Origin of the sequence: Pseudomonas fluvialis, assembly GCF_014207935.1 — a bacterium.
Lineage (GTDB): Bacteria > Pseudomonadota > Gammaproteobacteria > Pseudomonadales > Pseudomonadaceae > Aquipseudomonas > Aquipseudomonas fluvialis_A.
In genome coordinates this window covers 359,218-383,936 of sequence record NZ_JACHLL010000004.1, presented here as the reverse complement: position 1 = coordinate 383,936, position 24,719 = coordinate 359,218, and the positions used below count along the sequence as shown (strand labels likewise).

The 24,719-nt window shown below is 65.0% G+C and carries 23 protein-coding genes; 7 read left to right on the top strand and 16 right to left on the bottom strand.

The genetic code is table 11. The features are described from left to right. Window positions 1-8: 8 nt before the first annotated feature. Together HNP49_RS13450 and HNP49_RS13445 are read left to right on the top strand one after the other, a co-directional pair. Entirely contained in the window at window positions 9-893 is an 885-nt protein-coding gene (locus HNP49_RS13450) for a sugar nucleotide-binding protein (protein ID WP_184684041.1), read from the top strand. A gap of 7 nt (window positions 894-900) precedes the next feature. Next, window positions 901-1,830 carry an NAD-dependent epimerase/dehydratase family protein gene (locus tag HNP49_RS13445; protein ID WP_184684039.1) on the top strand — a complete coding sequence of 310 codons (930 nt, stop codon included), beginning with the start codon at window positions 901-903 and terminating at the stop codon, window positions 1,828-1,830. A gap of 10 nt (window positions 1,831-1,840) precedes the next feature. Here HNP49_RS13445 and HNP49_RS13440 read toward each other — a convergent pair whose 3' ends face one another. The 7 genes from HNP49_RS13440 to HNP49_RS13410 all read right to left on the bottom strand — a co-directional run bounded on the left by HNP49_RS13440 (window position 1,841) and on the right by HNP49_RS13410 (window position 6,861). Next, complete coding sequence (locus tag HNP49_RS13440; protein ID WP_184684038.1) at window positions 1,841-2,188, bottom strand: SirB2 family protein; 348 nt, start codon at window positions 2,186-2,188, stop codon at window positions 1,841-1,843. 66 nt (window positions 2,189-2,254) lie between these two features. After that, window positions 2,255-2,941: an OmpW family protein gene (locus HNP49_RS13435; RefSeq protein WP_184684036.1), complete on the bottom strand. Its 687-nt coding sequence runs from the start codon at window positions 2,939-2,941 to the stop codon at window positions 2,255-2,257. Between the two features lie 92 nt (window positions 2,942-3,033). After that, window positions 3,034-3,663: a chalcone isomerase family protein gene (locus HNP49_RS13430; protein WP_184684035.1), complete on the bottom strand. Its 630-nt coding sequence runs from the start codon at window positions 3,661-3,663 to the stop codon at window positions 3,034-3,036. An 83-nt stretch (window positions 3,664-3,746) separates the two neighbouring features. Continuing rightward, entirely contained in the window at window positions 3,747-4,268 is a 522-nt protein-coding gene (locus tag HNP49_RS13425; RefSeq protein WP_184684033.1) for a DUF3299 domain-containing protein, read from the bottom strand. 7 nt (window positions 4,269-4,275) lie between these two features. After that, window positions 4,276-5,538, bottom strand: a complete 1,263-nt coding sequence (locus HNP49_RS13420) for an ABC transporter permease (RefSeq protein ID WP_184684032.1) — start codon at window positions 5,536-5,538, stop codon at window positions 4,276-4,278. Between the two features lies 1 nt (window position 5,539). Next, window positions 5,540-6,244, bottom strand: coding sequence for an ABC transporter ATP-binding protein (locus tag HNP49_RS13415; RefSeq protein ID WP_184684030.1), 705 nt, complete (start codon window positions 6,242-6,244; stop codon window positions 5,540-5,542). Between the two features lie 65 nt (window positions 6,245-6,309). Next, window positions 6,310-6,861 (bottom strand): DUF2796 domain-containing protein, encoded by a 552-nt coding sequence (locus HNP49_RS13410; RefSeq protein ID WP_184684023.1) that lies wholly within the window; start codon window positions 6,859-6,861, stop codon window positions 6,310-6,312. A 76-nt stretch (window positions 6,862-6,937) separates the two neighbouring features. Between HNP49_RS13410 and HNP49_RS13405 the strand changes: the two genes are divergently transcribed. After that, window positions 6,938-7,309, top strand: coding sequence for a hypothetical protein (locus HNP49_RS13405; RefSeq protein WP_184684022.1), 372 nt, complete (start codon window positions 6,938-6,940; stop codon window positions 7,307-7,309). A gap of 139 nt (window positions 7,310-7,448) precedes the next feature. Here the strand turns inward: HNP49_RS13405 and HNP49_RS13400 are convergent, their stop codons facing one another. After that, window positions 7,449-7,889 (bottom strand): DUF2214 family protein, encoded by a 441-nt coding sequence (locus HNP49_RS13400; RefSeq protein ID WP_184684021.1) that lies wholly within the window; start codon window positions 7,887-7,889, stop codon window positions 7,449-7,451. Between the two features lie 165 nt (window positions 7,890-8,054). Between HNP49_RS13400 and HNP49_RS13395 the strand changes: the two genes are divergently transcribed. The 4 genes from HNP49_RS13395 (at window position 8,055) to HNP49_RS13380 (ending at window position 16,319) form a co-directional block, all read left to right on the top strand. Beyond that, complete coding sequence (locus HNP49_RS13395; protein WP_184684020.1) at window positions 8,055-12,965, top strand: alpha-2-macroglobulin; 4,911 nt, start codon at window positions 8,055-8,057, stop codon at window positions 12,963-12,965. Window positions 12,966-13,034: 69 nt separating this feature from the next. Continuing rightward, complete coding sequence (locus tag HNP49_RS13390) at window positions 13,035-13,385, top strand: endonuclease domain-containing protein (protein ID WP_184684018.1); 351 nt, start codon at window positions 13,035-13,037, stop codon at window positions 13,383-13,385. Window positions 13,386-13,409: 24 nt separating this feature from the next. After that, on the top strand, window positions 13,410-15,770 hold the full coding sequence (gene pbpC, locus HNP49_RS13385; protein ID WP_184684017.1) for a peptidoglycan glycosyltransferase PbpC: 2,361 nt from the start codon (window positions 13,410-13,412) through the stop codon (window positions 15,768-15,770). Between the two features lie 129 nt (window positions 15,771-15,899). Beyond that, window positions 15,900-16,319 (top strand): BLUF domain-containing protein, encoded by a 420-nt coding sequence (locus HNP49_RS13380; RefSeq protein ID WP_184684015.1) that lies wholly within the window; start codon window positions 15,900-15,902, stop codon window positions 16,317-16,319. 55 nt (window positions 16,320-16,374) lie between these two features. Here the strand turns inward: HNP49_RS13380 and HNP49_RS13375 are convergent, their stop codons facing one another. From HNP49_RS13375 to HNP49_RS13340, 8 genes are all read right to left on the bottom strand, one after another. Then, a complete protein-coding gene (locus tag HNP49_RS13375) occupies window positions 16,375-17,022 on the bottom strand; it encodes a TetR family transcriptional regulator (RefSeq protein ID WP_184684013.1) in 648 nt (215 codons plus the stop codon). A 46-nt stretch (window positions 17,023-17,068) separates the two neighbouring features. Beyond that, window positions 17,069-17,857 (bottom strand): SDR family oxidoreductase, encoded by a 789-nt coding sequence (locus HNP49_RS13370; protein ID WP_184684011.1) that lies wholly within the window; start codon window positions 17,855-17,857, stop codon window positions 17,069-17,071. Window positions 17,858-18,043: 186 nt separating this feature from the next. Then, window positions 18,044-19,165, bottom strand: coding sequence for a GGDEF domain-containing protein (locus tag HNP49_RS13365; RefSeq protein WP_184684009.1), 1,122 nt, complete (start codon window positions 19,163-19,165; stop codon window positions 18,044-18,046). Between the two features lie 78 nt (window positions 19,166-19,243). Beyond that, window positions 19,244-19,693, bottom strand: a complete 450-nt coding sequence (locus HNP49_RS13360) for a DMT family transporter (protein WP_184684007.1) — start codon at window positions 19,691-19,693, stop codon at window positions 19,244-19,246. A 94-nt stretch (window positions 19,694-19,787) separates the two neighbouring features. Continuing rightward, window positions 19,788-21,197 (bottom strand): methyl-accepting chemotaxis protein, encoded by a 1,410-nt coding sequence (locus tag HNP49_RS13355; protein WP_409372553.1) that lies wholly within the window; start codon window positions 21,195-21,197, stop codon window positions 19,788-19,790. 311 nt (window positions 21,198-21,508) lie between these two features. Next, window positions 21,509-23,524, bottom strand: a complete 2,016-nt coding sequence (locus HNP49_RS13350) for an NADPH-dependent 2,4-dienoyl-CoA reductase (protein WP_184684002.1) — start codon at window positions 23,522-23,524, stop codon at window positions 21,509-21,511. A 110-nt stretch (window positions 23,525-23,634) separates the two neighbouring features. Further along, window positions 23,635-24,114, bottom strand: a complete 480-nt coding sequence (locus tag HNP49_RS13345) for a GNAT family N-acetyltransferase (protein ID WP_184684000.1) — start codon at window positions 24,112-24,114, stop codon at window positions 23,635-23,637. A 41-nt stretch (window positions 24,115-24,155) separates the two neighbouring features. Continuing rightward, window positions 24,156-24,710, bottom strand: a complete 555-nt coding sequence (locus tag HNP49_RS13340; RefSeq protein WP_184683998.1) for a DUF4136 domain-containing protein — start codon at window positions 24,708-24,710, stop codon at window positions 24,156-24,158. Window positions 24,711-24,719: the final 9 nt, after the last annotated feature.

The following is a 24,719-nucleotide window of genomic DNA, read 5'->3' as shown; positions in this document are numbered from 1 at the left end:
GACCTCGCATGCGCATGCGCTTGTTGTTGCTGGGTGGTGGCAGTGCTCTCGGCCAGGCCCTGATTCGTCAGGGCGCTGAGGAAGACATCGGCTTCCTCGCGCCGCGTCCGCCCGAGCAGGGCTGGGACGCTGCCAGTCTCACTCTCCTGCTGGATGAAACGCGGCCGGATGCGGTGATCAACCTGGCCTATTACTTCGACTGGTTCCAGGCCGAACAGGTCAGCGAGAGCCGATTTGCCGCGCAGGAGCGGGCCGTCGAGCGTCTTGCCGAACTCTGTCAGCACCACGCGGTGGTGCTGTTGCAGCCTTCCAGTTACCGCGTCTTTGACGGCGCCCGCGCCACCGCGTATGGCGAGCGTGACGAGCCGTTGCCGCTGGGCCTGCGTGGCCAGGCGCTATGGCGTATGGAGCAGAGCGTGCGCGCCCTGTGTCCGCGGCATGTGCTGCTGCGTTTTGGCTGGCTGCTGGATGACAGTGCCGAGGGCGCCGTAGGGCGTTTTCTGCGTCGGGCGGTGCGGGGTGACGAGTTGATGCTGGCCGATGACCGCCGCGGCAACCCGACCCCGGTGGACGATGCCGCGCGAGTGGTGCTGGCCGTGCTCAAACAGCTCGATTGCCAGTCACCCCTGTGGGGCACCTATCACTACGGTGGCCATGAGGCGACCACGGCGCTGGCGCTGGGACAGGCGGTTCTGGAAGAGGCGCGCGCGCTGCGTGCCATCAAGAGCGAGGCCGTCGTCGCTCAGGCCCATGCCGCCAGGCCGGATACCGGCGATGAGCCGCAGCATGCCGTGCTGGCCTGCAAGAAGATCCTCAACACCTTCGGCGTCAAGCCGCGCGCCTGGCGCTCCGGTTTGCCCAGCCTGCTGGATCGTTATTTCCGCCATATTTGAGAACGTCATGACTGCAGCTCCCATTCTGGTGACCGGCGGAGCCGGTTTTATTGGCTCGCACCTGGTCGATGCCCTGCTGGCAAAGGGGCATGCGGTACGGGTACTGGATAACCTGTCCACCGGCAAACGCAGCAATCTGCCGCTGGCTAACCCGCGCCTGCAGCTGCTGGTCGGTGATGTGGCCGATGCGGCTCTGGTGCGCCAGGCCGTGGAAGGTTGCGTGGCGGTGGCCCATCTGGCGGCGGTGGCGTCGGTGCAGGCCTCGGTGGATGATCCGGTCAGTACCCACCAGAGCAATTTCATCGGCACCCTGAATGTCTGCGAGGCCATGCGCGAGCAGGGTGTGCGTCGTGTGCTGTTTGCCTCCAGTGCGGCGGTGTATGGGCAGAATGGCGAGGGTGAGGCAATTGCCGAAGACACGCCGAAGGCTCCGCTGACGCCTTACGCGGCGGACAAGCTGGCCAGTGAGTACTATCTGGACTTCTACCGCCGTCAGCATGATCTGCAGCCGGTAGTGTTCCGTTTCTTCAATATTTTCGGGCCGCGTCAGGATCCGTCATCGCCGTATTCCGGAGTGATCAGCATCTTCTGCGAGCGTGCCCAGGCCGGGCTGCCGATCAGCATCTTCGGTGATGGTGAGCAGACCCGCGATTTCTTCTATGTGGCCGATCTGGTGCGTCTGCTGCTGCAGGGCTTGAACAAGCCCGACACTCCGGAGGGTGCGGTCAATGTCGGGCTGAATCAGGCGACCAGCCTCAACCAGCTGCTGGCGGCCATCGAACAGGTTCTGGGTGGTCTGCCGGCGGTCGCGCATGCTCCGGCCCGCAGTGGCGATATCCGTCATTCGCGGGCGGATAACCGTCGCTTGCTGCAGCACTATGAGTTGGGGGCGATCACCCCGCTGGCGGCTGGTCTGGCCGCGCTACTCGGGCGCTAGCTGTTCTTTTTCAGAAGGGCTTGAGGCGGGCCAGCGCCAGTATGGCGGCGATGGATAGCGCGCAGGCCAGGCTGAGCAGGACTTTTGCCGATCCAGGTGCGCGACGCAGTGCCAGGGCTGCCAGCGCGATGTAGAGCACCAGTACCGCGATCTTCAATTGCAGCCAGTCGGGCAGGGGCCATGGCATGGCTTGCCAGATCAGCAGACCGGCACTGAGCAGCAGCAGGCTGTCGATGCCATGCACCCAGCTTGGCGTGCGCTGTGACTGGCTTTGCCAGCTGCGCCACAGCCGCCAGCCGAACAGGCCGATGCTGGCCAGTGCCAGGCCGACATGCAGACTCTTGAGCACAAGGTACATATTGCCGCCCTAACAAAAAAGGGCGCCCGAAGGCGCCCTAGCTGCGGTTGCCCACAGGGAGTGTGCTCAGAACTTGTAGCCCAGGCCGACCATGTAAACGAACGGGTCAACGTCGACGTCAACTTCGACTTCGCGACCGCCAAAGGACGTGGTGCCCTTGGTGTCGATGTCGATGTAGCGCACTTGGGCGTTGAGCATGACGCTGTCGGTCAGCATGTAGTCCATGCCCAGCTGGTAGGCCAGACCCCAGGAATCGTCCAGATCCAGACCGCTGAAGCCTTTGTCTTCAGCCGTGCTGGTCAGTTCGGTGTCGAAGAACCAGGTGTAGTTGATGCCCAGGCCGGCATACGGCTGGAAGGCAGAGGCCTTGTCCAGCGGGTAGTAGACTACGGACAGGGTCGGCGGCAGGTGCTTCAGTTCGCCCAGTTTGCCGTTCAGGCCGGCGAACGGGCCCGGCATGCCGGAAACGCCCACGTTGTGGGTGAACGGGGTAGCGGCCAGCAGCTCGACACCGATGTTGTCGGTAGCCATGTACATGAAGTTCAGGCCCAGTTGGGTGTCGCTGTCCAGGGTGGCCTTGGTGCCGGCAACGTCGGTACCCAGAGCGCCAACCCAGATGTCGCTGCTGTCTTCGTGCGGATCGACGGTGGCGGCACCGGCACGGACAACGATATCGCCAGCCTCATAGGCATTGGCGAACGGGGCAGCTACGGCCAGGGCCAGAAGCGAAGCGGTGAACAGGGATTTACGCATGATGTGCTCCAGCAAGTGATGAGCTTTTGTATTGGCTGGCTGCATTGTCCGAGAGTGTGTCAGGGTAATTCTTGATCTGGCTCAACATCCGCTCAGTTGGTCGCTTTCACGGAATTTTTATTTTCTGCGCTGTCAAAGCGCGCGCTCGCCGGTGCCGCGCCGCCGAGTATGGCCGCCTTGAACTCGCGGCTGACCGGGCTGGGGCCGATCCACACCTTGAGCAGCGCGTCGTAGAGCGCTTTGCCTGGCAGGCGCCCCTTTTCCTGACCGCCCATGATCAGGCGCGTGCCCTGGCCGGGCAGGTAGTCGAGGCTGCTGATATCGCCTGTGTGCAGGGTGACGTTGCCATACAGCGCCATCAGCTGATCGATTTGCGGTTGCAGCTGGCGCAGCTCGGATTCGTCGAGATTGGTTGACAGTGCGTCGCCCAGGGCTTCGGCGATCTTGCGGGCGCGCACATCGCGGCGCATGACGAACTGCATGCGCTTGGCACTGTTCTGCGTGATGACCTGTTGGCTGTTGTTGGCCGGCTGCTCCAGGTACAGCGCGCCGACATACACCGGAACCATGCCGAAGAAGTAGCGGGTGGCGGCGCCATTGAGTTGCAGGGCGGGCAGCTCGTGTTCGGCGTTGAGGTGTTCGGCAATCTCGATCTGGTCGATGCTGCGGGCCTGGACGAGGAACGGCAGCAGGCTGAGCAGGCAGAGGGTAAGCAGGCGCATGGGTGAGGCTCCATTATTTTTATTGGAGCGCGCAGCCTCGCTGCCGGCGTGGGCTCTGTCAGCTCACCCAAAGTGCGGTGTGATCACTCGCTCATCTCGTAGGCGTAGATCTTCTCGGCGGCCATGCGGTAGCCGGCTTCTGCCAGCTCGCTGCTGGCCGCTTCGACCTTGAGTGGCCCTTCGATCCAGAACGGCTGATAGAGATCGTCCAGTTGCACACCCAGCTCCGAGGTGACGTAGACGATCTGGTTCGAGGGTGGTGGCGGCACATGGATGCAGGCGCCGTAGTAGGGCACCAGGAGGAACTCGATGACGCGGTTCTCGTCGCTGACATTGATCGGCACGATGTAGCCCGGCAGTTTCACCTGCTGGCCGTCCAGCGCCTTGACCACCGGCGCGGCCGGCGATTGCTGGGTCATTGCAGGGCCGCTTTCATTGGTCAGCGCATCGGCCAGTTGCGACAGGTCGTGCATCGGCGCCTGGGGGGCTGCGGCGACGGGAGGTGCATCTGCCGGCACCATCTCCACCCAGGTCAGTTCGCGTACGTCGGCCGCACTCAGCGGCAGACTCAGGCTCAACAGCACAGCAAAGAGAAAACGTGGCATGACCACCTCAGAGTCGGATCGACAATCCGTCACTGAGCGATTGCCGGTAGGCGCGCAGTGCCGGGATCACGCCCATCAACAGGGCGGCGGCCAGAATAGCGCCGAGCAGCTGCCACTCATAGAGGTTGGGGGCGGCCAGCGGCAGATCGAGGCCGTATTGCGTGCGCAGCCAGCCACGGCTGGCGGCAATGCCTATATACAGAAGGGCCAGACCGAGCCCGACGCCGGCAGCGGCCAGGCTGAAGGCTTCCAGTACCAGCAGGCTGCCAATATGCCAGGGGCGGGCGCCGACCGAACGCAGGATGGCCATTTCCCGCCGCCGTTCATTGAGGCTGGTGAGAATGGCGGTGAGCATGCCGATCAGCCCGGTCAGCACCACGAACAGCGACACCACGAACAGGGCTTTTTCGGCCGTGCCCATCAGACTCCACAGCTCCTGCAGGGCCACACCGGGAAGGATGGCCAGCAGGGGTTCGCCGCGGAATTCGTTGATTTCCCGCTGCAGGCTGAAGGTGGCGATCTTGCTGTTCAGACCCAGCAGCATGGCGGTAATTGCCCTGGGCTGCAGGTCGAGTGCTCGCGCCTGTTCGGCACTCAGCTTGGCAGCGCCGCGGGCGGGCATGCCGTTCTGCCAGTCGACATGCAGGGCCTCCATGCCAGCGAGGGAGATATGCAGGGTGCGGTCCACCGGCGTGCCGGTGCGGGCGAGAATGCCGACCACGGTGAAGGGCTTGTCGTCGTGTTTGACCAGGCTGACCGTGCTGACGCCATGGGCCAGGACAATCTGCTGACCGACCTTGTAGTGGAGGGCATCGGCCACTTCCGCGCCCAGCACCACCTCGAACAGGTCGTTGAAGGGTTTGCCTTGAGCGAGCTGCAATGCCTGATTGCGCCCGTACTGATAACGCTCGAAATAGGCGGCACTGGTGCCCAGCACCCGGTAGCCGCGATGCGAGTCGCCCAGCGATAGCGGGATGGCCCACTTCACGCGTGGGTGGGCGGCGAAATGCTCGAAGCTGTCCCAGCGGATGTTGTTGGTGGCATTGCCGATGCGGAACACCGAGTACAGCAGCAGGTTCACGCTGCCGGAGCGGGCGCCGACGATCAGGTCGCTGCCGCTGATGGTGCTGGCGAAGCTGGCGCGGGTTTCCGTGCGGATGCGCTCCACCGCCAGCAGCAGGCACACCGACAGGGCGATGGCGAATACCGTGAGCAGGGCCGTGAAGCGGCGGTTGTTGAGACTGGTCAGGGCCAGGCGCAGCAAGTACATCTCAGGCCTCCTGCGGCTGGGCGGCGCGGTTGAGTTCGGCCAGTGACAGGCTGCGGTCGAACAGCGGCGCCAGGCTCTGGTCGTGGCTGACAAACAGCAGGCTGCTGCCGGCCTCGCGGCATTCGGCGAACAGCAGGCGGATGAAAGCCTCCCGCGAATCGGCATCCAGTGCCGAGGTCGGCTCATCGGCGATCACCAGTTCGGGCTGGCCGATCAGGGCGCGGGCGGCGGCGACACGCTGCTGCTGGCCAATCGACAGGGCATCGGCGCGGCGCTCCAGCAGCTCGGGCTTCAGGCCCAGGTGCTCCAGCAGGGTCGCGGCGGCCAGATCGATGCTGCCATGACGATGGCGTGCACGAGTGGCGCGGGCCTTGGAGAAATGACAGGGCAGCTCGACGTTCTCGCGCACCGAAAGAAACGGCAGCAGGTTGAACTGCTGGAAGATGTAGCCGGTGTGATCGACGCGGAAACGATCGCGCGCGCCTGCACCTAGACTGCCCAGCTCCGTGCCGAGCAGGCGGATGCTGCCGCGGCCGGCCTTTTGCACGCCGCCCAGCAGACCGAGCAGGGTGGTCTTGCCGCTGCCACTGGGACCTTTGAGAAACAGGCTCTCCCCGGACTGCAGGGCAAAGTGCGGGATATCCAGCAGCTCGGCCTGGCCGGGCCAGGCAAAGCCGAGATCATGCAGTTCAAGCAGGGCAGTCATGGCGGTCTCGGGCAGGGCAGGTGCGGCGAATCTAGAGCCTCACAGTCGCGGCGACAAGCAGGGTTTTACAACGGCAGCAGGCTGTCACTGGCGGTGAGCGTCTTGCCGCTTTGCCCGGTGGTGCTGATCAGTTGCACCTGCAGCTTCTCCATGCCGGCAAACTGCTGGAAGAAGGCCGCCAGCGACAGGCTGTCCAGGGCTTGCGGATTGGCACAGCTGAACTGGTAGTGCGCTTCAACATCATTGTGTTGCTCGTCTGCGTGCTCATCTTCGAACAGCGGGCTGTGCAGCTCGCTGCTGGTGATCTGGCAGTTGGCGGCCGCGGGCAGGGTGAAGAGCTGCTGGGGCTGCTCCAGCAGACGTTTCACGCTGGCCAGCTTGGCGCGGTCGGCAGTGCTGTGGGCGGCGTGCTCGAAGCCCAGCAGGTTCATCGCCGGGCTGTCCAGCTCCAGCTCCAGGCTGTTGCCCTCCAGGGCAATATTCAGGCTGGCGCTGCCATGCTCGTGAGCGTCCAGGCTGGCGTGCTCATCATGGTCGTGCTCGTGTGCGTGTTCATTGGCGTGGGCTGGCGCGAAGGGCAGCAGGGCGAGAGGCAGGGTCAGCAGCAACAGGCGCATAATGAGGCTCCAGTAAATTTATATTGTTACGTTATAACAAATGTTCGGAGGCGCCAAGCCGGCGCAGGAGGATGGCATGCGCGTGCGGGGGCAACTGGGTGACCTAGCGATTGATCTGCAGATCAGTCTGGAAGATGGGGAGTGGGCGCGCCTGGCCGAGTTGCTGCGTGGCGCGCTGCCGGCGGCGACGGAGGCTGCGCCTGTACCTTCTGCGACGCCGGTGGTCAGCCCGGCAACCGATCGTCTGTGGCTGACTGCCTGCCAGTTGCTGCGTGAGGCAGGTGCCTGCGAGGGGCCGCAGTTGCTGGCGGATCTGCAGGCGCTGGCCGGCAGTGCCGAGGCAGGCAAGCGACTGCTGGTGCGCTTGCGGCACAGCCCGTTGGTGCGGGTCGAGCAGCGTCAGGATGTGCCCTGGTACAGCTGGCTTGGCGATCAGCCCGCGCCGTAAGAGCCTGTCCAAGGTCTCTCGAGCTAGAGGTATGCAAGGCAAAAACAGGCGAAGAAGCGCAGTTTACATAGGGTAAATGAGCATTCTGAGCCGGTTTTTAACGCAGCAGGCCCGACGCGCAGCAGACCTTGGACAGGCTCTAACCGCGTGCCAGCAGGCTGGCCAATACCGGCAGGCTGGCGAGCAGCAGCAGCTCCAGGCGGATCGTCCACAACACCAGTTGCAGGCGCCGAGGCGTGATCTCGGGAGCGGTGCCCGCCTGCAGTGCCGGGCGCAGATTGAGTGCGGTCAGCGTCGGCAGAACAGAGATCAGGCCGACCAGCAGGAACAGGCCGAGCTTGGCGTGAAACAGGCCGTTGTGCAGGTAGTAATCCAGGCCTTTGCCAAACCACAGCACGCGCAGGGCGCCGGTAACCAGCACCAGCCCGGCGGCCAAACCGTAGCCGATATCCAGCAGGATCAGCCGTCGTGCCCGTGGCGCATCGAGCGGCAGGCAGAACTCGCGGTGCTCCAGCACCAGCAGACAGAACAACAGCAGAAAGCTCAGGGTATGCAGGCTGGCGAGCAGGGCCTGGGACATGGCGATATTCCGCGAACGCAAGGGGCGAGCAGACCCTAGCCCGCGCCCGGCCATTCGTCCAGATCAACCGCTGACCGCGAGCAAAGCGTGAGCGCTGCACTCCTCGCAATCTGACCGCTCGGTTATAGTGCGCGTTCTCTGCTTCCCTCCTCTCCGGAGCCTGCCATGCCGAACAAAGGACTGCTTCTGGCGCTGGTGCTGAGTCTGCTCAGTGCCTGTGATTCATCCACCCCCGAGACTGCCGCCAAGGCGTCGGCCGAGTCTGCGGCGAGTGCTGCCGTTGCCGTTCCCACGGCCGAGCAGCGTGCCGCGCTGGCCGAGCGCTATAAAGGGCGCGAGCTGAGCGTCATCGACGTTTCCGAGGTGCAGCTCGACGGTGCCAGTACCCTGGCCGTGACCTTCAGCGTGCCGCTGGATGCCGAGCAGGATTTCGCCAGCCGCCTGCACCTGGTCGATACCGTCGACGGCAAGGTCGATGGCGCCTGGGAACTGGCCAGTAACGGCATGGAGCTGCGTCTGCGGCATCTGGAGCCGCAGCGCAAACTGGTGCTGACCGTGGATGCCGGCCTGCGCGCGATCAACGGTCAGGCGCTGGCCGAGGAGTACGTGGCCCGTCTGGAAACCCGTGACCTGCAGGCCACCGTCGGCTTCGCCAGCCGCGGCTCGCTGCTGCCGACCCGCCTGGCCGAAGGCCTGCCGGTGATTGCGCTGAACGTCGACGCGGTCAATGTCGAGTTCTTCCGCATCAAGGACGACGCGCTGCCAGGCTTTCTCAGCCAGTGGGGACGCTCCAGCAGCCTGGATACCTGGGAGGCGCGCGAGCTGCTGCCGATGGCCGAACTGGTCTACGGCGGTCGCTTCGACCTGAAGCCGCCGCGCAATACCCGCGAGACCCTGCTGCTGCCGATCGCCGGGCTCAAGCCGCTGCAGCAACCCGGTGTGTACCTGGCGGTGATGCGCCAGGCCGGCACCTACAACTACTCGCAGCCGGCGACCCTGTTCACCCTCAGTGATATCGGGTTGTCCGCCCACCGCTATCGTCAGCAGCTCGATGTGTTCACCCAGGCGTTGGCAGGTGGTGCCGCGCAGAGTGATGTGCAGCTCGACCTGCTGGACGGTGACGGGCGCATTCTGGCCTCGGCCACCACCGATGATGCTGGCCATGCCGAACTGCCGCTGGTGGACAAGGCCGATGTGCTGCTGGCGCGCAAGGACAACGACACCAGCCTGCTGCGCCTCAATGCGCCGGCGCTGGATCTGGCCGAATTCGATATCGCCGGACCGGTCGCCAATCCGTTGCAGTTCTTCGTCTTCGGTCCGCGCGATCTCTATCGCCCTGGCGAAACGGTGTTGCTCAATGCCCTGCTGCGCGACGCTGATGGCCGTGCGGTCAAGCCGCAGCCGGTGAGTGTCGAGGTGCGCCGTCCTGATGAGCAGGTGGCCCGGCGTTTCGTCTGGCAGCCGGGGGCGGACGGGCTGTATCAGTACCAGCTGCAACTGGCCGAGAATGCGCCGACCGGCCGCTGGCAGCTGTTGCTGGACCTAGGCGACGGTCGTCAGGACCTCTATGAGTTCCTCGTCGAGGACTTCCTTCCCGAGCGCCTGGCGCTGGAACTAAAGGGCAGCGAACAGCCGCTGCATACCAGCGAAGACCCCAGCTTCAGCGTCAACGGTCGTTACCTCTACGGCGCGCCGGCTTCCGGCAACCGCCTGACCAGCCAGCTCTATGTGCGCCCGCTGCGCGAGGCGGTGCCAAGCCTGCCGGGCTATCAGTTCGGCTCGGTGACCGAGGAAGAGCTGAATCAGGACATGGAACTCGATGAGATCAGCCTGGATGCCGACGGCGAGGGCGTACTCAGCCCGGAGAACCGCTGGGCCGAGGCGCGCTCGCCGCTCAAGCTGATTCTGCAGGCCAGCCTGCAGGAGTCCGGCGGCCGGCCGGTCACCCGACGCATCGTCCAGCCGGTATGGCCGGCACCCCGCCTGCCGGGTGTGCGCGCGCTGTTCGAAGGCGAGGAAGTCGGCGACAACGGCATGGCCGAATTCGAGGTGCTGCTGGCCGATCCCGAGGGCCACAAGCTGGCGGTCGAGGGGCTCAAGGTGCGCCTGGTGCGCGAGCGCCGGGACTACTTCTGGAGCTTCTCCGAGTCCGAGGGCTGGAGCTATCACTTCAACGAGAAATACCTCAACCTCAGCGAGGAAAGCCTCGACCTGAGCGAGGGCAAGACCGCCAAGGTCAGCTTCCCGGTGGAGTGGGGGCCGTACCGGATCGAGGTGGAAGACCCACAGACCGGTCTGGTCAGCAGTCAGCGCTTCTGGGCCGGTTACAGCTGGCAGGACAACGCCGAAGGCGGCGCTGTGCGTCCGGATCAGGTCAGGCTGGCGCTGGACAAGCCGGCGTACGCTGCGGGCAGTACCGCCAGGGTGACGGTGACGCCGCCGGCGGCCGGCAATGGCTACCTGCTGGTCGAGTCCAGCGATGGCCCTCTGTGGTGGCAGGACATCGAAGTGCCGGCCGAGGGCAAGACCTTTGAGATTCCGGTAGACGAGGCCTGGGCCCGTCACGATCTGTATGTCAGCGCGCTGGTGATCCGTCCCGGTGAGCGCAAGGCCAACGTCACGCCCAAGCGTGCGGTCGGTCTGCTGCACCTGCCGCTGGAGCGGGCGCCCCGGCAACTGGCCGTGCAGCTGACGGCGCCTGAGAAGATGCGTCCGAACCAGACCCTCAAGGTCAAGGTGCAGGCCAGCCGTGCCGGGGGCGAACTGCCCAAGCAGGTACAGGTGCTGGTGGCGGCGGTGGACGTCGGCATCCTCAATATCACCGAGTACGCAACGCCCGATCCCTTTGCCGCCTTCTTCGGCCGCAAGGGCTACGGTGCCGACCAGTTGGACGTCTATGGCCAACTGATCGAAGCCGGCCAGGGCCGTCTGGCCAGCCTGGCCTTCGGTGGTGACGCGGCGCTGGCCGGCGGCGGCAAACGTCCGGATACCAGCGTGCTGATCGTGGCCAAACAGAGTGCGCCGGTCACCCTCAATGCTCAGGGTGAAGGTGAGGTGAGTCTGGATATCCCCGACTTCAACGGTGAGTTGCGCCTGATGGCGCAGGCCTGGAGTGACGACAGCTACGGCAAGGGCGAGGCCAAGACGGTGGTTGCCGCGCCGCTGGTTGCCGAACTGTCGGCACCGCGCTTCCTCGCCGGTGGTGACGAAACCGCGCTGGCGCTGGACCTGACCAACCTCTCCGGTGCACCGCAGAAGCTCGATGTGCAACTGGCGGCCAGCGGTCAGCTGCAACTGCTCGAGGCGGCCGGCAGCGTGCCGCTGCAACTGGCGCAGGGCCAGCGCATCACGCTGCCGATTGCCGTGCGTGCGGTCGGCGGCCTGGGCACCGGCCAGCTCAGCGTCAGGGTCAATGGCCTGGACCTGCCCGGCGAGCAGCTGCCGCCGTTCAGCCGGCAGTGGCAGATCGGCGTGCGTCCGGCCTACCCGGCGCAGCTCAAGCAGTTCCGCGCGGTGCTCAAGGGCGACAGCTGGACCCTGCCGGACAGCGCCCTCAGCCAGTACGACCCCGATGGCCTGCAGGGGCTGCTGAGCCTTTCGAGCAAGCCGCCGCTGAACCTCGCCGAGCAGATCAGCGAACTCAAGGCTTATCCCTACGGTTGTCTGGAGCAGACCACCAGCGGCCTGTATCCGTCGCTGTATGCCGATGCCGCCAGCCTCAAGCGTCTGGGCATCAAGGGCGAAAGCGATCAGGAGCGGCGCAGCAAGCTGGAGCTGGGTATCGAGCGCCTGCTCGGCATGCAGCGCTACAACGGCAGCTTCGGCCTGTGGGGCAGTGACAGCGACGAGGAATACTGGCTGACCGCCTATGTCACCGACTTCCTGCTGCGTGCCCGCGAACAGGGCTACAGCGTGCCGGACGAGGCGCTGAAGAAGGCCAGCGAGCGGCTGCTGCGCTACCTGCAGGATCGCCAGCTGATCGACGTGTACTACAGCGAAGACAGCGAGCACATGCGCTTCGCCGTGCAGGCCTACGCCGGCTATGTGCTGGCGCGCAGTCAGCAGGCTCCGCTGGGCAGCCTGCGCGCGCTGGCCGAACGGCAGAGCGAGGCTCGCAGCGGTCTGCCGCTGGCGCACCTGGCGGTGGCGCTGCAGCTGATGGGCGATCAGCCGCGCGCCGATAGCCTGCTGCAGGCTGCGCTCAGTCATGAGTTCAAAGCCGACCGCTACTACTGGTACGGCGATTACGGCAGCCGTCTGCGTGATGACGCGTTGATCTACGCCCTGCTGGAGGAACATGACCTGGCCAAGGCGCAGCGCGACAGCTGGCTGTTCCGCCTGTCCGATGACCTGGCCGGCAACGAGTACCTGTCGACTCAGGAGCGCAATGCGGTGTTCCTCGCCGGCCGGCGCCTGCTCAATCAGCCGGAAGGTGACTGGCAGGCCGAGCTGAAGGCTGCCGGTCTGGTTCAGGCGCTCAACCGCGAGCAGCCGACCCTGAAGCTGGAGGGTGCCAGCCTGCAGGCGCCGCTGTCGGTGCAGAGCCTCGGCAGCGAGACGCTCTACCAGCAGTTCAGCCTGTCGGGCTATCCGCGTGAGCTGCCGCCGGCCAGTGGCGAGAACCTCAGCATCTTCCGCGAATACCTCGGCATGGATGGCAAGCCGCTGGCGCTGGACAACCTCAGCAGTGGCGAGCTGGTGCTGGTGCACCTGATCGTCGAGGCCAAGGAGCGCGTACCGGATGCCCTGCTGGTTGACCTGCTGCCGGCCGGTCTGGAGCTGGAAAACCAGAACCTGGCGCAGAGCAGTGCCAGCCTCGGTGATGCCAGCAGTGCCGTGAAGGAGTGGCAGCAGTCCATGCAGAACGCGCGGATCAAGCACCAGGAATATCGCGGTGACCGCTATGTGGCCGCTGTGGATATCAGCGGTTATGAGCCGACGCACCTGCTGTACCTGGCCCGCGCCGTCACCCCCGGCCATTACCGGGTGCCGCCGCCTCTTGTCGAGTCGATGTACCGGCCGGGCTGGAAGGCGCTGGGCAGCGCGCCGCAGAGTCTGGTGGTAAAAGGGCGTTAACCCTCACCCCGACCCTCTCCCGCAAGCGGGAGAGGGAGTAGAGGGAGCTGCGCTGGAGAAGGATCTCCGATGACCTTGCAGGATAATGCTCGCCGGTTGCGCCGGGAGATGACAGAGGTGGAAGCGCGGCTTTGGTACCAGCTGCGCGACCGTCGGCTGGATGGATTCAAGTTCCGCCGGCAGAAGCCCATAGGGCCTTACATCGTCGATTTTGTCTGTCTCGATGGACGGCTAATTATTGAGCTCGATGGTGGGCAGCATGCCTTGCAGGTTGAGGCGGATGCGCGCCGCGAGGCGTTTTTGCAGGCAGCAGGCTTTCGGGTGCTGCGTTTCTGGAACCATGAGGTGCGGGCGAATGAGGCCGCTGTGCTCGAACGAATCCACCAGGCCTTGCTGGCGTGCCCGCGTGAGGAAACTTAGGTCTTACGCATGGGGTAAGTGCTCATGCATGACAACCCCTCTCCCGCTCGCGGGAGAGGGGCAGGGGTGAGGGTGCATCGCTGGTTGCTGGCCCCCTTGGTGGGGCTGGCGCTGTTGTGGCTGGCCGACTGGCTGTTCCCGCTGCCGTTGCCGCGGGCCGACGAGGCGCGGGTGGTGCTGGCCGAGGACGGTACGCCGCTGTGGCGCTTTGCCGATGCCGAGGGGGTGTGGCGCTATCCGGTGACGCCGCAGGAGGTTTCGCCGCTGTATCTGGAGGCGCTGCTCACCTACGAGGATCGCTGGTTCTACCGGCACCCCGGGGTCAACCCGCTGGCGCTGGGCCGGGCGCTGTGGCAGAACCTGAGCGGCGGTGAGGTAGTGTCCGGCGGCAGCACCCTGTCGATGCAGGTGGCGCGCCTGCTCGATCCGCATGCGCGCAGCGTGCCGGGCAAGCTGCGTCAGCTGTGGCGCACCCTGCAGCTGGAGTGGCACCTGTCCAAGGACGAGATCCTCACCCTCTACCTCAATCGCGCGCCTTTCGGCGGCACCCTGCAGGGGGTGGCGGCCGCCAGCTGGGCCTATCTGGGTAAGTCGCCAACGCAGCTGACGCCATCCGAGGCGGCACTGCTGGCGGTGCTGCCCCAGGCGCCCAGCCGGCTGCGTCCCGACCGTCACCCGCAGGCGGCGCAGCGGGCCCGCGACAAGGTGCTGCGGCGCCTGCAGCAGTTTGGCGTGTGGGCACCGACTCGGGTCAGCGAGGCGTTGCAGGAACCGGTGCTGCTGGCCCCGCGTCAGGAACCGCGCCTGGCGCCCCTGCTGGCGCGCCGGCTGAATACCCCAGACAGCCCGGCGCTGATCCGCACCACCCTGGACGCCAGTCTGCAGCGGCGTCTGGAAGACCTGCTGCTGGGCTGGCGTGCCCGTCTGCCGGAGCACACCTCGGCCGCGGTGCTGGTGGTCGAGGCGCAGAGCATGGCGGTGCGCGCCTACCTCGGCTCGGTGGATATCGGCGATGAGAAGCGCTTCGGTCATGTCGACATGATCCAGTCGGTGCGCTCGCCGGGCTCGACGCTGAAACCCTTTCTCTATGGCATGACGCTGGATGCCGGGCTGATTCATTCCGAGTCGCTGCTGCAGGATGTGCCGCGCCGTTATGGCGACTACCGCCCCGGCAACTTTTCCGCCGGCTTCACCGGCCCGGTGTCGGCCAGCGAAGCGCTCGCCACCTCGCTCAACCTGCCGGCCGTGCAATTGCTGGAGGCCTACGGGCCCAAGCGTTTTGCCGGCGAGCTTCATGGTGCCGGCCTGCCGCTGCAGTTGCCGGCCGGCGCGCAGCCCAATCTGGCGCTGATTCTTGGGGGTGCCGGTGTGCGCCTTGAGCAGTTGCTGGGGGCCTACGCGGCGTTGGGGCGCGAGGGCAAGGCGGCGCGGATTCGCCTGCAGCCGCAGCAGCCGCTGATCGAACAGCGCCTGCTGTCGCCCGGTGCGGCCTGGATCGTGCGGCGCATCCTCGCCGGCCAGGCGCGCCCGGACCGTGATCCGCGGGCGCAACTGGTGCAGCGCCCGGCGCTGGCCTGGAAAACCGGCACCAGCTACGGCTTTCGCGATGCCTGGGCGATGGGGGTGGGGCCGCGCTACCTGATTGGCGTGTGGATCGGCCGGCCCGACGGTACCCCGGTGCCGGGGCAGTTCGGCCTGGCCTCGGCCGCGCCCCTGCTGCTGCAGGTGCATGATGTGCTGGTCAACCGCGATGCCCAGCGCGGCATCGCCCAGCCCGTGGCGGCGCAGCCGGCCAGCGTGGGCGTGGCGGCGATCTGCTGGCCCGGCGGCCAGCCGCTGGCGGCGGATGATCCGAACTGCCGGCGTCTGCGTTATGCCTGGACGCTGGATGGCACCACGCCGCCGACCCTGCAGGCGCTGGACCAGCCGCTGGGCCTGGGCCTGACGCAGACCCTGTGGGTCAATGCCCGCGGCCTGCAGGTGGCGCCCCACTGCGAGGGAGCCACGGCGCAGCAGGTCATGCTCTGGCCGGCGCCGCTGGAACCCTGGCTGCCCCGGCGCGAGCGCCGGGCGCGGCGTCTGCCGGCGGCTGATACGACGTGCCCCCCGCTGTTGCCCGCCGCCGCGGCGCCTCTGTCAATCGTCGGCGTGCGCCAGGGCGACCAGCTACGCCGGCCGGCCGCCAGTGCCACGCCGCTACGTCTGAAACTCTCGGCGCTGGGTGGCAGCGGCCAGCGCTGGTGGTTCCTCGACGGCTCGCCGCTGGGCAGCACCCAGGGCGCCGACAGCCTGGCGCTGGCGCTGCAGGAACGCGGGCAGCATCAGCTCAGTGTGCTGGATGAAGGCGGCCTGACGGCGCGGGTGGAGTTTCAGGTGTTGGAGTGAGTGGCTCGTAGTGCTTGCAGGTCGGCGCCTTACCGCTGGTCGGAATGCCTCGGTCCACCTCGGGCCGTTTTGAGCCCTGACGCTGACCAGTAACTATGGTTGTTGGTACACGGTTAGAGGAATGCACTGATGCATCTCGTGCGACTGCTGTACCTCAGTAAGGCAACAAACGGGCTCGGAGTCTCGGGTATCGAAGCGCTGCTGCTGTCGGCGCGCCGACACAATCTTCAGGCGGGTATCAGCGGGATGCTCGCTTTCAATGGCGAGTACTTTCTGCAAGTTCTGGAAGGTGGGCGTAGCGAGGTCAATCGCCTCTATCAGCGGATTTCAACTGACCCGCGTCACCAGGAGCTCCTCTTGCTGCAAATGGACGAGATTAGTGAACGTCTGTTTTCAGACTGGAGCATGGCCTATGTGCCGAGCAGTTCGCTGACTCGCGAACTGTTGCTGCGTTATGGCGTCAGCGACGAGTTTCAGCCGATGCTGATGAGCAATCACAGCTGCCTGGGTTTACTCACCACATTGCGGGCTCAGTTGGCCGTCGTTTGAACATGGGGCGTTCAGTTCAAACAGGCTGGGGAGCTTCAGGTGCTGGAGTGAGTGGTCAAACCGGTGTGAGTGCGCCGCGCCAATATTCCTGAAGGCTGGCGGCCAGTTCTTCACGAAAAGGGGGGCGGATCACGCTGAAGGCGGGATCGGCCAGTAGTGCCTGTAGCGGCGCTGGGTAGTCCAGGGTTTGCCACAGTCCACGGATCAGCGCGTAACTGCGCAGCAACAACTGTGTGCCGCGGCCAGTCTGCAAACCCAGTGCGGCATCCAGCAGTTGCCCAGCAAGAGTGAGCCGGCGGGTCAGGTTGAGCTTGAAGGTGCGCACGACCTGTTCCGGCAGGTTCTGCTCCAGCACGCTGTAGGCAAGTGCATCCAGGCTTAGAAATTCAGGGTGCTCGTCGAGGTAGTCAACCATTCGGGCGATCACGGCCTGAACCTGTTCTGTTGCTACCGCACTTGGCTTGAATGCTTCGCCTATGGCCGTGAGCAGGTTGCTGAACTCTTCATCAAGCAGCGCGATGAAAATTTCTTCTTTCGTGGCGAAGTACAAATACACCGTGCCCTTGGCCAGCCCCGCCGCTTCGGCAATGCGCGCAACGGAAGGTAATTGACGTTCGTCACTGAGAAAGAGACGGCGGGCTGCCTGCAGGATGTCCGCGCGGCGGGCCTGCTTGGCATCATCATCTCGGGCACGGCGGGTCATGGTATGGCTCTGACTGGAGGTTGGCGGGGAGCATACCCCGCCATGCTCAGTTCTTCATCAGTTGATAGGCCATGCGACTTTGCAGGGGGCGAGGGGTGAGGCGATTACTGATCACCGTGAGTTTATTCAGCAGTCCTGGCACGACACTCGCCTTGCCACGGAACATGGCACGCAAGCCGATCTGAGCCACCGGGCGTGAGCGCATCATCAACAGGCGCTGGTAGAGGGTCGGGCGCTGCCCTGACACCTGCAGAAACGCCGTGGCGCTGATGCCGGGCGAGAGTACGCTGACCTTTACATTGGACGCCTTCAGCTCTTGATTCAGGGCTTCTCCGAACAGCAGGACATAGGCTTTGCTCGCCGAATAAGCGGCGTAGCTGGGAGTGGCCTGATAGCCACCGATGCTGGCGACCAGCAGGATATGGCCACCACCGCGGCGTGCCATGTCCTGGCTGTAGTGATGGGTCAGCTCGGTCAGCGTCAGCATGTTCAGCTGGAGCATGTCGCGAGTGTTCATCAAGGGTTGCGCCAGAAACTCACCGAATAAACCGTAGCCGGCGTTGTTGATCAGGATATCCACCGATAGCCCGAGGGCATCAGTCTGTGCCTTGAGTGTGCTGGCAGCTTCTGTCTGCGCCAGGTCGAGGCCAATCACGCGGGTTTCGGTGCCATGGCGTTTCTGCAGTTCGCTCGCCAGTGCCTGCATGGGCTCAGTGCGTCGTGCGACCAGAATCAGGTTGGCGCCGAGTTCGGCAAGGAGGTGGGCAAAGTCCACGCCGAAGCCGCTGGAGGCACCGGTAATGAGGGCCCACTGGCCCTTGAGTTGCTGCTGCATGGGGAAAGCCTCTTGAAATGACATTTAAATGACCGCCGGTCATTTGTGTTGCGAGATTAAATGACTGCTGGTCATTTATGGAAGCGCCGCTGGTCGGAATGAGTGCCGGATCGAGGCGGAATTATCGGAGGGTGGTTGTGTGGTGTTTTCCGCAGAGCGCTGAGCGGTGTTGCTCTGTAAGGCGTTTCAGGCCAGGCACAGCCGGTTGCGGCCCTGGTGCTTGGCCTGGTACAGCGCATCGTCGACGCGGCTGAAGAAGGCATCGGCGCTGGCATCGCGCGCGCTGTCGAACACGCCGAGGCCCAGGCTGGTGGTGAGGCGCAGGGGCTGGGCCTGAGCCTCGAGGCCGTGCTCGTCCAGTAGCAGGCGGAACTGCTCGCCCAGCTGTCGGGCGTGTTCCAGGTCGATCCCCGGCATCAGCACGCCGAACTCCTCGCCGCCCAGGCGCAGGAGAATATCGCTCTGGCGGCGGAAGACCTGGCGCATGACGTCGGCGAACTGGCACAGGCACTGGTCGCCGGCCATGTGGCCGTGCTGGTCGTTGATCTGTTTGAAATGGTCGATATCCAGCAACAGCAGGGCCAGCGGGCTACCCTGGCGCTGCGCCTGGGCCACCTGCAGTTCAAACAGGTTGTTGAACTGCAGGCGGTTGCCCAGCTGGGTCAGGCTGTCGGTACGGCTGAGCAGGTCGAGCTGTTCGCGCTGCTCCAGCAACTGGTGCTGCAGATCGACACCGGCGTGGTATTCCTTGTGGTTGCGTTTGAGCGCCAGCATCAGGTACAGCATGAAAAAAACAAGCGTTGTTAACACACCGGCATTCTTGCTCGCTTGCGGCAGCATGATGACCAGCGCAGGCAGGTAAATCAGCAGTACCGCACAGGCGGCCGGCAGGCGCTGCATGGGGAAGTTGAAGATGGCGGCGGTGCTGAAGGCAATAGTGCTCAGCGCGGCAATCAACTGGCTGTCGTGCAGCGGGGTGAGCAGCAGCGTGCAGCCGGTCGCCAGCCCCCAGAGCATCGAGTTCAGCAGTAGCAGCGCCCAGTGCTGCCAGCGCCAGCGCAGCAGACCGTCAAGGTCATGCTCGGTGGGCAGGCGATGACGCAGGCGCAGCACCAGCAGAATGGCGAATCCCAGGCTGAACAGGCTGCCCGGCAGGAGTAACTGCTTGGGCGCGCTGCTGAAGATCCAGCACAGCAGCCAGGCGATCAGGTAGAAGATACCGCCCAGGGTGGTGCGCACACGCATGTCCTGCACTTCGCGCCAGAGGCGGAAGCGGTCGGGATCGTTGGGCATCAGCGTGTTGGGCATGGTGCGGTTCATGGCGGTAAGTGCCGCGATTCTAGCGGCTTTGAGCGCGGATGGCAGCCATTGGCCATCAGCTGCCGATCAGCTGCGCTGGATCAGCCAGATGCCGGCCACCACCAGCAGCAGACCAGCTACCTTGCCAAGGCTGATGGGGGCTTCGCGGTAGCCGGCCCAGCCGAAATGATCGAGAACCAGGGCCATTGCCATCTGCCCGGCCAGCACCAGCAGCATGAACAGCAGGGCACCGGTGCGAGGGCTGGCGTAGGCGGCGGTGGCAATGAAGAAGGCGCCCAGCAGGCCGCCGGTCCAGTGCCACCAGGTGAGACCGCGGAAGGCACTCAGCAAAGGGACTTCGCGTTGGTAGAGCGTGAGCAGAAAGAGGGCAGCGGTACCGACGCAGAATGAAATCAACGCAGCGACCAGTACACTGCCCAGGTGCTTGGCCAACTGACCATTGATTCCGGCCTGCAGTGGCAGGAGAACCCCGGCCAGCAGGGGTAGGGCGAGCAGCCACCAGGTCATTGCAGGCATGATTGGCTCCGACAAAAGCGCCATTATGCTTCAGCTCGTCCATTTGGACCGGTTTGTATGGCGCTTGTGACCTGTTGATGTCGAGCGCCGGTCGTCAGAGTGTGAAGTTTTCGGTCACCCGCTGCAGGTGGCCGGCGGCTGTATCCGACTGACGAATCAGGTTGTCCAGTGCTCGGATGGCCTGCTGCTGATGCTGGCAATCGGTGAGCATGCTTTCGATGTTGCTGAGCACGGTTTCTCGGACATCCCGGCTGTCGTTGAGTTGCTGGGACACGCTGTTGAGTGTCTGGCTGACGCTGCTCAGGTGTGCCTGCATGGCGGTCAGTGTCTCACCCGCCGAGCGTACTTGGGTCAGGCCAATTTCTGAGCGTTCCAGTCCGGTCTGGATTGAGCGGGTGGCGTCGCGTGTGCTGGCCTGAATACTGTCGATGATGCTGGCAATGCTGCTGGTGGACTGACTGGTTCGCTCGGCCAGTTGGCGGACTTCGTCGGCGACCACCGCAAAACCACGGCCCTGTTCCCCCGCGCGAGCGGCCTCGATAGCCGCATTGAGGGCTAAAAGATTGGTTTGCTCGGCGATGTCGCGAATGGTTCGGGTGACCTGATTGATTTCGTCCGTGCGGGCCACCAAGGAACTGAGTACCTCTGCGGCGTCATGCACCGTCTGCACCACCAAGCCTACCTCTTCGCTGCTGCTTTGCAGGGCCTGGGAGGAGCACTCGGCTGCACGTCCGGCTTCCTCGGCGGCTTGTGCCGATTGAGTGCTATCGCTGGATAGTCGTGACAACAGCCCGTTGAGCTCATGGACCGAATGGCTGGCTTTCTCCGAGCTGCTGACCTGATGCGCAGAGGCTTGTTCAATCTCGCGTGCGCCGGCCTGAATACCGCTGGCGAGTTGGCCCAGTGCTCGGGTTTGGCCGCCCAGCTCGGTGATTACAGTCCGCAGGTTGAGTCGTATCGTGTCCGTGCAGCGTGACAGCTCGCCGAGCTCGTTTTGGGTTTTCAGCGCGGCGGGTTGGTCGAGACGCCCTTGCGCGACCTGTTGCAGTGACTGGGGCAGGCGCTTGAAAAAGTACAACTGCCCCTTGCTGATCAGCAGAACCAGCAGCAGAGCGATCACGAGAATGCTGCCGGTGACCAAGACCAGATTGCGTGCGAGGGCATCGATCTGCGCTTGTGCCTGCGCCTCATTGGCTTGGTGCTGGGTATTGACGACGCCTACCAGCTCATCAATGCCTTGGCGGTGATCGAGATAGGCCTGTTCCAGATCCTGCCAGGCCTGTTGGTCATTCTTGCCCTGTTGTCTGGCTGGGATGTAACGAGTCAGGGCTGTCTCGTAAAAACGTTGGGCGGGCGCATAGGTAGTCTGGCTCACCAGTTGCCGCGTGGTTTGATCCAGCGTCTGCTCCTGCCAATAGCGGTAGCGGGCCTGATAATCGCTGTGCAGTTGATTGAAGCGTTCGGCAAGCCGCTGGACTTGCTGGGTGTCTGTACTGGTGTGCATCTGCAGTGCGACCAGGTACGACTCCAGAATGTAGTAAGGCGGTGGCAGGATGTCGGCGAGCAGGTCTTTACCTTTGACGATCTCCTGGTAAAGCGGCCCATTGATGCGCAGCTGCTGGTTGACGACCTGTGTCCAGGCCGCCACCAATGCAATGCCCAGGGCCATGACAACCAGTAGCAGTGATAGCTGCGTCCGCTGACGCAGCCCGGATAACCAGCGCAGCAATGCCATGAGAACAATTCCGTACAGATAGCAGGGTGTTGTTCGCAGTATTGGGCATTCTGCTCAAAGCGCCAGTTGTGCAGCGGTCATCAGAGGCGCGCGGCCAGCTCCGCCCCTTCAAGGATCGCGCGCTTGGCGTCCAGCTCGCCGGCACGTCTGGCGCCGCCGATCAGGTGCCAGGCGCTCTGGCCGTCAGCCAGCTCGGCCAGGGGCTCCTGCCCGGCGCAGATCACCACGTTGTCCACCGCCAGCAGGCGCTGCTCGCCGTTGACCCGCAGGTGCAGGCCGGCATCGTCAACCTGCAGGTATTCCACGCCGCCGAGCAGTTGCACGCCCTGATGTTTGAGGTGGGCACGGTGTACCCAGCCACTGGTTTTGCCCAGGCCTGCGCCCGGCTGGCCGGCCTTGCGCTGCAGCAGCCACAGCTGGCGCGGCGGAGTAGCCGGGCGTGGCGTGATGAGGCCACCGGCGGTGCGTCCTTGAAGATCGATGCCCCAGTCGGCCAGCCAGTCGCCGAGGGCCTGTGGACGCTCGGGTGGCTCGCGCAGCAGATAGCTGGCGACGTCGAAACCGATGCCGCCGGCGCCGATCAGCGCCACGCGGGCGCCGACAGGCGCGCCGCCCAGCACATCGAGATAGGTCAGCACCTTGCGATGGCCTATGCCGGCAATGGCCGGCACCCGCGGACGAATGCCGCTGGCCACGATCACCTCGTCGAACTGGCCGTGCAGTTCGCCGGGCTGAACGCGCCGGTTGAGCTGTACCTCGACTTTGAGGTCGCTCAGACGCTGGCGGAAGTAGCGCAGGGTCTCGGCAAACTCGGCTTTGCCGGGAATGCGCCGGGCCAGGTTGAACTGCCCGCCGATCTCGCCGGTAGCCTCGAACAGACTGACCCGATGGCCGCGCTCGGCCGCCACGCAGGCCGCCGACAGACCGGCGGGGCCGGCACCGATCACGGCGATGCGCTTGGCCTTGCGTACCTTGCGGTAGCGCAGTTCGGTTTCATGGCAGGCGCGCGGATTGACCAGGCAGCTGGCGCGGCGGTTGACGAAGGCATGGTCGAGGCAGGCCTGGTTGCAGGCGATGCAGGTGTTGATGGCGTTCGACTGCCCAGCGGCGGCCTTGCTGACGAACTGCGGATCGGCCAGCAGCGGTCGTGCCATGGACACCAGATCGGCGCTGCCGTCGGCCAGCAACTGCTCGGCCAACTCCGGAGTATTGATGCGGTTGCTGGCAATCAGCGGGATGCGCAGCTCGCGCCTGAGCCGTGCACCGACCTCGGCGAAGGCACCACGCGGCACCGAGGTGACGATGGTCGGTACCCGCGATTCGTGCCAGCCGATGCCCGTGTTGAGCAGGGTGATGCCAGCGTCCTGCAGAGCCAGGGCAATCAGCCGTACCTCGTCGAAGGTGTTGCCGCCCTCCACCAGATCGAGCAGCGATAGACGGAAACTGATGATGAAACGTTCACCGGCCGCCCGGCGCACGCGCCGTACGATCTCCAGCGGCAGGCGCATGCGGTTGTCCAGCGTGCCGCCCCAGTGGTCGTCGCGCTGGTTGGTGCGCGGGCAGAGGAACTGGTTCAGCAGGTAGCCCTCGCTGCCCATGATCTCGACCCCGTCGTAGCCGGCGGCGCGGGCCAGACGGGCGCAACGGCTGAAGGCGGCGATGGTGCGCAGAATGCCGCGCTCGGACAGCTCGCGTGGTGCAAACCAGCTGATCGGGGATTTCAGCGGGGAGGCCGACACTACCAGTGGGTGATAGCCGTAGCGGCCGGCGTGGAGGATCTGCAGCAGAATCTTGCCGCCTTCGCGGTGCACGGTCTGGGTCAGGCGCCGGTGGGCCGGCACCTCCAGGCTGTTGGTCAGGCTGCTGCCGAAGGGCAGCAACCAGCCCTCGCGGTTCGGCGCGAAACCGCCGGTGATGATCAGGCCGACGCCGCCGCGTGCCCGTTCGCGGTAATAGGCGGCGAGCTTGCCGAAGTCCCACAGGCGGTCCTCCAGCCCGGTGTGCATGGAGCCCATGACCACCCGGTTGCGCAGTTGGGTGAAACCCAGATCGAGCGGGGCGAGCAGGTGTGGGAACGGGGGCTTGGGCACGGGCATGGGCGACTCCTGATTCGAGTCGCCATCTTGGCCTGCTCACGCGTACCCGTTAACGGCCGCGGCGCCGCGCCATCCGGGCGCTGCAGCCAATCGGCCGGTTACTTACTCTGTTACTGCAGCGGCTTGCTGAACTGGATCAGCGCCACGCGCTCGCCGCTGGGTGTGGCGCGCTCGACCACGCCGGCCAGCTGGTAGCCCAGGCGCGGGTAGAGCAGCAGACCGGCGGCGTTGCCGTTGAAGCACGATACCTTCATCAGGCGCGCCTGATAGTGGGCGCGGGCCTGTGCTTCCATCACCCCGATCAGGTACTGGGCGACACCGCGCCCTCGGGCCCAGGGCGCCACCATCAGGTTGCCGAGGGCGCAGAACTCGCCGTACTGCCACTGGAAGAAATTGGCAAAGCCGGCCAGTTGGCCATCCAGCTCGACCACCGTGCTGTCGCGCCGCTCGGCCATGGCGGCGGCCAGTTGGCCGACGTCCAGCGGCCAGACGGCACGGGGAAAACAGAAGAACAGCTCGTCGCGGTTCTGCGGAAAGGTCACTACCTGTGCAAGGTCGGCGGCAGTGGCGGGGCGATGGGTCAGGGGCATTGGGCAATCCTTTGCTTGTGGCGTTTTCCAGCAGTGGCCTGCTAGCGGGGCGGGTACTGGTTGAGAATGGCCTGCACCGTCTGGCGGATCGCCTGGCTGCGTTGCTCGGGCGAGTCGAGATTGTGGCGCAGGATCTGCTCGGCGCTGCCGCGCCAGACCAGTTTGCCATCGCGACCGTCGTAGAGGTCGATCTGCAGGGTGCCGACCTGATAGTCGAGGCTGCGCGTTTCCTGCATCACCGGGCCGCCCCAGTAACCGTTCCAGCCGCTGCCCCAGGCGCCGCCATAACTGGTGGTGATCTGCTGCTGGCGGTCGTCGACGATCAACCAGGCCTGCACCCGCAGGTCGGCAGCCTGGCCCTGTGCCGCCGGGCGCAGGCCGCGCTGTTCCAGTTGCTCGGTGATGGCCTGCTCGATGCGCTGGCCGTTGAGGTCGCTGGTCAGGCGTGGGTCGTCCGGGCGGAAGCGCACGGCCGGTTCTTGCCATTGCCAGCTGCGATAGCCGGCGAAGTCGCGGGCGGGATCGAAGTCCCGCTGCAGGCGCGGGCCCTGGCAGGCGGCCAGGAGTAACAGGCTGGCGATCAACAGGGTTCGCATGGCGTGCTC

Bases quoted from the DNA above. Each gene is read 5' to 3' on its own strand.
- HNP49_RS13450 (WP_184684041.1), top strand. From the start codon at position 9: ATGCGCATGCGCTTGTTGTTGCTGGGTGGTGGCAGTGCTCTCGGCCAG.
- HNP49_RS13445 (WP_184684039.1), top strand. From the start codon at position 901: ATGACTGCAGCTCCCATTCTGGTGACCGGCGGAGCCGGTTTTATTGGC.
- HNP49_RS13440 (WP_184684038.1), bottom strand. From the start codon at position 2,188: ATGTACCTTGTGCTCAAGAGTCTGCATGTCGGCCTGGCACTGGCCAGC.
- HNP49_RS13435 (WP_184684036.1), bottom strand. From the start codon at position 2,941: ATGCGTAAATCCCTGTTCACCGCTTCGCTTCTGGCCCTGGCCGTAGCT.
- HNP49_RS13430 (WP_184684035.1), bottom strand. From the start codon at position 3,663: ATGCGCCTGCTTACCCTCTGCCTGCTCAGCCTGCTGCCGTTCCTCGTC.
- HNP49_RS13425 (WP_184684033.1), bottom strand. From the start codon at position 4,268: ATGCCACGTTTTCTCTTTGCTGTGCTGTTGAGCCTGAGTCTGCCGCTG.
- HNP49_RS13420 (WP_184684032.1), bottom strand. From the start codon at position 5,538: ATGTACTTGCTGCGCCTGGCCCTGACCAGTCTCAACAACCGCCGCTTC.
- HNP49_RS13415 (WP_184684030.1), bottom strand. From the start codon at position 6,244: ATGACTGCCCTGCTTGAACTGCATGATCTCGGCTTTGCCTGGCCCGGC.
- HNP49_RS13410 (WP_184684023.1), bottom strand. From the start codon at position 6,861: ATGCGCCTGTTGCTGCTGACCCTGCCTCTCGCCCTGCTGCCCTTCGCG.
- HNP49_RS13405 (WP_184684022.1), top strand. From the start codon at position 6,938: ATGCGCGTGCGGGGGCAACTGGGTGACCTAGCGATTGATCTGCAGATC.
- HNP49_RS13400 (WP_184684021.1), bottom strand. From the start codon at position 7,889: ATGTCCCAGGCCCTGCTCGCCAGCCTGCATACCCTGAGCTTTCTGCTG.
- HNP49_RS13395 (WP_184684020.1), top strand. From the start codon at position 8,055: ATGCCGAACAAAGGACTGCTTCTGGCGCTGGTGCTGAGTCTGCTCAGT.
- HNP49_RS13390 (WP_184684018.1), top strand. From the start codon at position 13,035: ATGACCTTGCAGGATAATGCTCGCCGGTTGCGCCGGGAGATGACAGAG.
- pbpC (WP_184684017.1), top strand. From the start codon at position 13,410: ATGCATGACAACCCCTCTCCCGCTCGCGGGAGAGGGGCAGGGGTGAGG.
- HNP49_RS13380 (WP_184684015.1), top strand. From the start codon at position 15,900: ATGCATCTCGTGCGACTGCTGTACCTCAGTAAGGCAACAAACGGGCTC.
- HNP49_RS13375 (WP_184684013.1), bottom strand. From the start codon at position 17,022: ATGACCCGCCGTGCCCGAGATGATGATGCCAAGCAGGCCCGCCGCGCG.
- HNP49_RS13370 (WP_184684011.1), bottom strand. From the start codon at position 17,857: ATGCAGCAGCAACTCAAGGGCCAGTGGGCCCTCATTACCGGTGCCTCC.
- HNP49_RS13365 (WP_184684009.1), bottom strand. From the start codon at position 19,165: ATGCCCAACACGCTGATGCCCAACGATCCCGACCGCTTCCGCCTCTGG.
- HNP49_RS13360 (WP_184684007.1), bottom strand. From the start codon at position 19,693: ATGCCTGCAATGACCTGGTGGCTGCTCGCCCTACCCCTGCTGGCCGGG.
- HNP49_RS13355 (WP_409372553.1), bottom strand. From the start codon at position 21,197: ATGCACACCAGTACAGACACCCAGCAAGTCCAGCGGCTTGCCGAACGC.
- HNP49_RS13350 (WP_184684002.1), bottom strand. From the start codon at position 23,524: ATGCCCGTGCCCAAGCCCCCGTTCCCACACCTGCTCGCCCCGCTCGAT.
- HNP49_RS13345 (WP_184684000.1), bottom strand. From the start codon at position 24,114: ATGCCCCTGACCCATCGCCCCGCCACTGCCGCCGACCTTGCACAGGTA.
- HNP49_RS13340 (WP_184683998.1), bottom strand. From the start codon at position 24,710: ATGCGAACCCTGTTGATCGCCAGCCTGTTACTCCTGGCCGCCTGCCAG.